This window comes from Citrobacter sp. wls826, from assembly GCF_005281245.1.
Classification (GTDB): domain Bacteria; phylum Pseudomonadota; class Gammaproteobacteria; order Enterobacterales; family Enterobacteriaceae; genus Citrobacter; species Citrobacter braakii.
In genome coordinates, this window is the sequence record NZ_SZWS01000024.1 from 128,457 (window position 1) to 133,966 (window position 5,510).

Below are 5,510 nucleotides of genomic sequence, written 5' to 3' on the forward strand. Positions count from 1 at the left end.
TCGTCTTCAGCCTGGCAGGCCGCAGCGGTAAACAGAACGTCTGTAGAAGAGTTCAGCGCCGTTTCACAGGAATCCTGCAATACGCCGATGATAAAGCCAACGGCAACGACCTGCATGGCGATGTCATTCGGGATACCGAACATATTACATGCCAGTGGGATCAGCAGCAGAGACCCCCCCGCCACGCCCGATGCGCCGCAGGCGCACAGCGAAGCCACCACGCTCAGTAACAGCGCCGTCGGTAAATCGACCGGAATACCCAACGTATTTACCGCCGCCAGCGTCAACACGGTAATGGTGATCGCCGCGCCAGCCATATTGATGGTAGCTCCCAGCGGGATAGACACCGAATAGGTATCACGATCCAGGTTCAGCTTCTCACACAGCGCCATATTCACCGGAATGTTTGCCGCGGAGCTGCGGGTAAAGAAGGCGTACACGCCGCTTTCACGCAGACAGGCCAGCACTAACGGATATGGGTTGCGGCGAATTTTCCAGAATACCAGCAGCGGGTTGACCACCAACGCTACCAGCAGCATACAGCCTACCAGCACGGTCAGCAGATGTGCGTAGCCCCAAAGCGTGGCGAAACCGGTGGTTGCCAGCGTGGAGGAGACCAGGCCGAAGATACCGATCGGCGCGAAACGAATCACCAGCTTCACCATAAAGGTAACAGCGTTGGACATATCGTTGACCAGATTTTTGGTCGTTTCATTACCGTGACGCAGCGCAAAGCCCAGACCGACGGCCCAAACCAGGATGCCGATGTAGTTGGCGTTAAGCAGTGCATCAATTGGGTTAGAAACCATGCTCATTAGCAGGCCACGCATCACTTCAATAATGCCGGACGGCGGTACGATATCGCTGGCGCTGCTGGAAAGATGCAGTGTCGATGGGAAGGCGAAGCTGAAGACAACGGCCGCTAACGCTGCGGAAAATGTTCCGAGCAGGTAGAGGAACAGGATTGGGCGGATATTGGTTTTTTGCCCGTGCTGGTGGTTGGCGATAGAAGCCATTACCAGCATCAGAACCAGAATTGGTGCGACGGCTTTTAACGCGCCGACGAACAGAGTACCCAGTAAACCAACGGCTTCTGCCGCAGGTTTTGACACCAGTGCCAGTAAAATCCCCAGAACCAAACCGATCAAAATTTGTTTAACCAGGCTCCCTTGCGCCAGGCGCGAGAATAGCCCCGATGAACGTTGCGTAGTCATGTAGTAATCCTTTCATTGTGTTGTTGCCCTGCCTTTGTGCGTTCTGTAGACGCATCTTTCAGGATGAGGCAAATGTTTGCATGGCTGAGTATAAGGAAAGAACAGGGTTCTGGAAGCGAAATATCCTGGATTTCGCGTTGAGATCATATTTTATAACTTTGAGTTAACATTATTTTGACATGATAAACAAAAAGCCCGACGCACGCAGTGTGCTGTCGGGCTTTTCAGCTAGCAGATGAAACTTACTGTATTTGTTGCTTTTTATCGTGCTGGTGGTTGACCCAGGCGTTCACAATCAGCGTCACAAACAGAATGCCAAATACCACGCCTAACGAGATAGCGATCGGGATATGGTAGAAATCGACGATCAGCATCTTAATACCGATAAACACCAGAATGACCGACAAACCGTACTTCAGCATGGAGAAACGCTCCGCCACGCCCGCTAGCAGGAAGTACATTGCGCGCAGACCTAAAATAGCAAACAGGTTTGAGGTCAACACGATGAACGGGTCGGTAGTGACGGCAAAGATTGCCGGAATACTGTCGACGGCGAAAATGACGTCGCTCAGCTCAACCAGAATCAACACCAGCATCAGCGGCGTAACAAACAGCAGGCCGTTTTTACGCACGAAGAATTTTTCATCTTCGATGGTATCGGTCATGCGCAAATGACCGCGCAGCCAGCGTACTAACGGTCTGTCGCCAATACCGGAAGCATCTTCTTTCGCCAGCGCCATCTTCACGCCGGTAAACAGCAGGAATGCACCGAACACGTACAACAGCCACTCAAATTGGGTGATAAGCCAACTGCCGGCGAAGATCATGATCGTACGCAGAACAATGGCTCCCAGCACGCCATACACCAGTACCCGACGCTGCAACGCAGGCGGTACGGAGAAGTAGCTGAACAGCATCAACCAGACAAAGACGTTATCTACTGCCAGCGATTTTTCGATCAAATAGCCGGTAAGGAACGCCAGCGCCTGTGGGTCGGCAACGGCGCGGCCCTGGGTTTGTGCCAGGTACCACCAGAAGACGGCGTTAAACAGTAACGACAGCGTTACCCAAACGATTGACCAGGCCGCAGCCTGCTTCATCGACATCGTATGCGCGCCACGACGACCCTGCAACAGCAGGTCGATGGCCAGCATAATTACCACCACGACAGCGAAGCCACCCCATAACAACGGTGTGCCGACAGTATTCATTGTATTTCCCCATGCATAAAAAAAACGGCCAACGCCGAATGACGTTAGCCGCTGCTTTTTATGCATAGACCTTGCCATTCGGCAAGGTCTCACTTACAACAACAAAGGAATACGATGGCGTATTCCTTTGTTATCGCCCGGCGACCGGATGTGGTTTTTCACACATCGTAATGACGATCAACCGACAACGAAGTTACTCCCCTTTGCGGGTTACAAAATATTACAGGCCATGCATTCAGTCAATGGCCTGCAACATTCGTTTTACATACCTTTACGCAGTCAGCGATGTTACCGCTTCGTCTGCCGGGAAAATCACGCCGGTCTGGCGGCGAATCTCTGTTTGCAGTTTGGCGGTGATACGGCTGACGGCCAGTGCGGGGTGATCCACTTCGCCGGATTCAACCAAATGAGCAAAAGCCTCTGCCTCATACAGCATAGTATTGATGTGCTGAGGCGTTGTCAGATCCTGGGTTTTCCCCCCGCGAGGAACGAAGCACACTTTCTGACACTCGGAAATATGCTCGATCACCAGCGATCCCTGCTCACCCTGAATTTCACTGGCTAACACCGAGTCGCTTACTTTTGAGTGCTGGAGTGTGACGCTGAAATCACCGTAATTCATCACCACCACGCCGTGGGCATCTACGCCGCTTTCCAGCAGACTGGCGCTGGCCTGAACGCTTTGCGGTTCACCCCACAGCGCAACCGCTGAGGCCAGGCAGTAAAAACCGATATCCATAATCGAGCCATTTGAGAACGCCGGATTAAACGTGTTCGGATTTTCACCGTCCAGATAGCGCTGGTAACGCGAGGAGTACTGGCAGTAATTAATAAACGCTTTCCTGATTCTTCCGACTTTGGGTAGAGATTGCTGCAACAGCAGGAAGTTAGGCAAGCTGGCGGTCTTAAACGCTTCAAACAGCACGACCTGATTTTCGCGCGCGCAGGCGATAGCGGCTTCGGCTTGCGCCAGGTTTGAGGCCAGCGGCTTTTCGCAAATAACATGCTTTTTGTGCCGCAAAAACAGCTCGGTCTGCGGGAAGTGCAGGGAGTTTGGACTGGCGATGTAGACGGCGTCGATCGCCTCGCTTTGCGCCATCGCTTCCAGTGAGGTAAACAGATGCTCGACGGGGTAATCGTTGGCGAAGGTCTGCGCCTGTTCAAGGCTACGGGAATAGACCGCGGTTAACTTATATTTGCCGGTTTCATGGGCGGCATCGACAAACTGGCGGGTGATCCAGTTTGTGCCAATTACTGCGAAACGTATCATAATGGCCTTCAGGCTGCGAAAAGGGATCCTTTCGTCAATTTAGCATGCTCTGAAGACAAAGCCAGTGCGCGACTACGCAGTTTGCTTTAACGATTGTTGCGTTAACCACAGGCGGGTATCGAACTCCAGTTGATGATACTGAGGCTCCATATGACAGCACAGCTGGTAAAACGCTTTGTCGTGCTCTTTTTCTTTCAGATGCGCCAGTTCATGAACGACGATCATGCGTAAAAAAGGTTCAGGGGCATTGCGAAACACGGTGGCAACGCGGATCTCCGCTTTGGCTTTTAACTTACCGCCCTGCACGCGAGATACGGCGGTATGCAGCCCCAGCGCATTCTTCAGAACATGTATCTTGCTGTCATACATGACTTTATTCAGCGGTGGGGCATTACGCAGGAACTGATTTTTCAGATCCTGAGTATATTGCCAGAGCGCTTTGTCGGTCGCGAAATCATGCGTCCCCGGATAGCGCTTCTCCAGCACTGCGCCCAGACGCTGTTCAGCAATCAGCGTTCTCACCTGAGAAAGTAAATGTTCCGGGTAGCCCTGGAGATAAGTTAGTTGGTTCATCTTTGCCCATGCCAATCATAAAAAGTGTATACTCACGCACCCTTTTCAGGGATACGCCGAAATTTTACCATTCAGGAGGGCCGATGAGCCACATAGACAACGGTTTCCGTTCGCTGTCACTTAAACGTTTCCCGGAAACGGATGACGTTAACCCGCTGCTGGCGTGGGAAGCGGCAGATGAATATCTGCTGCAACAGCTGGACGATACCGAGATTAGCGGCCCGGTGCTAATCCTGAATGATACCTTTGGCGCACTGGGCTGTGCGCTGGCGCAACATTCGCCGTACAGCATTGGCGATTCTTATCTCAGCGAGCTTGCCACACGCGAGAACCTGCGTCATAACGAAATTGCCGAGTCGAGCGTCAAATTCCTCGACAGTACGGCTGACTACCCGCAGGCGCCGGGCGTGGTGCTGATTAAGCTGCCAAAAACCATGGCGCTGCTGGAGCAGCAACTGCGCGCGCTGCGCGAAGTGGTAACGCCGCAAACGCGTATCATCGCCGGGGCAAAAGCGCGTGATGTGCATACCTCGACGCTGGAGCTGTTTGAAAAAGTATTGGGTCCAACCACCACGACGCTGGCCTGGAAAAAAGCCCGTTTAATCAACTGTACGTTCAGCAAACCTGAGCTGGCCGCTGCCTCGCAAACGCTAAGCTGGAAGCTGGAAGGTACCGAATGGACTATCCATAACCACGCCAACGTCTTCTCCCGTACCGGACTGGATATCGGCGCGCGCTTTTTTATCGAGCATCTGCCGGAAAACCTCGAAGGGGAGATTGTTGACCTCGGCTGTGGTAACGGCGTCATCGGTATGACGCTGTTGGCGAAGAACCCGGAAGCCAGCGTGGTATTTGTTGATGAATCGCCGATGGCGGTGGCTTCAAGCCGCTTGAACGTGGAAAGTAACATGCCTGAAGCGCTGGATCGCTGTGAGTTTATGATCAACAACGCGCTGTCGGGCGTCGAACCGTTCCGCTTTAACGCCGTGCTGTGTAACCCACCGTTCCACCAGAAGCACGCGCTGACGGATAACATTGCCTGGGAGATGTTCCACCACGCTCGCCGCTGCCTGAAAATCAACGGTGAGCTGTACATTGTGGCTAACCGTCACCTTGACTACTTCCACAAGCTGAAAAAGATTTTCGGCAACTGCGTGACCATCGCCACCAATAATAAATTCGTGGTGCTAAAAGCGGTCAAAACCGGTCGCCGCCGCTAATCGTGTGTGCCGGATGGCGGCG

The 5,510-nt window shown here is 52.9% G+C and carries 5 protein-coding genes; 1 reads left to right on the top strand and 4 read right to left on the bottom strand.

Annotated elements, in window-relative coordinates:
• From sstT to FDW87_RS05715, 4 genes are all read right to left on the bottom strand, one after another.
• On the bottom strand, positions 1-1,214 hold a 1,214-nt coding region (sstT, locus tag FDW87_RS05700), incomplete at its 3' end, for a serine/threonine transporter SstT (RefSeq protein WP_137379519.1).
• 242 nt (positions 1,215-1,456) lie between these two features.
• Complete coding sequence (locus tag FDW87_RS05705) at positions 1,457-2,425, bottom strand: TerC family protein (RefSeq protein WP_016154611.1); 969 nt, start codon at positions 2,423-2,425, stop codon at positions 1,457-1,459.
• Positions 2,426-2,696: 271 nt separating this feature from the next.
• Entirely contained in the window at positions 2,697-3,695 is a 999-nt protein-coding gene (locus tag FDW87_RS05710; protein ID WP_016154610.1) for a Gfo/Idh/MocA family protein, read from the bottom strand.
• 72 nt (positions 3,696-3,767) lie between these two features.
• Complete coding sequence (locus tag FDW87_RS05715) at positions 3,768-4,268, bottom strand: M48 family metallopeptidase (RefSeq protein ID WP_016154609.1); 501 nt, start codon at positions 4,266-4,268, stop codon at positions 3,768-3,770.
• An 83-nt stretch (positions 4,269-4,351) separates the two neighbouring features.
• On the opposite strand from FDW87_RS05715, the gene rlmG reads away from it, so the two are divergent.
• On the top strand, positions 4,352-5,488 hold the full coding sequence (gene rlmG / locus FDW87_RS05720; RefSeq protein ID WP_137379512.1) for a 23S rRNA (guanine(1835)-N(2))-methyltransferase RlmG: 1,137 nt from the start codon (positions 4,352-4,354) through the stop codon (positions 5,486-5,488).
• Positions 5,489-5,510 lie beyond the last annotated feature (22 nt).

Excerpts from the sequence above, each read along its gene's own strand:
- FDW87_RS05705 (WP_016154611.1), bottom strand. The coding sequence starts at position 2,425 with ATGAATACTGTCGGCACACCGTTGTTATGGGGTGGCTTCGCTGTCGTG.
- rlmG (WP_137379512.1), top strand. The coding sequence starts at position 4,352 with ATGAGCCACATAGACAACGGTTTCCGTTCGCTGTCACTTAAACGTTTC.
- FDW87_RS05710 (WP_016154610.1), bottom strand. The coding sequence starts at position 3,695 with ATGATACGTTTCGCAGTAATTGGCACAAACTGGATCACCCGCCAGTTT.
- FDW87_RS05715 (WP_016154609.1), bottom strand. The coding sequence starts at position 4,268 with ATGAACCAACTAACTTATCTCCAGGGCTACCCGGAACATTTACTTTCT.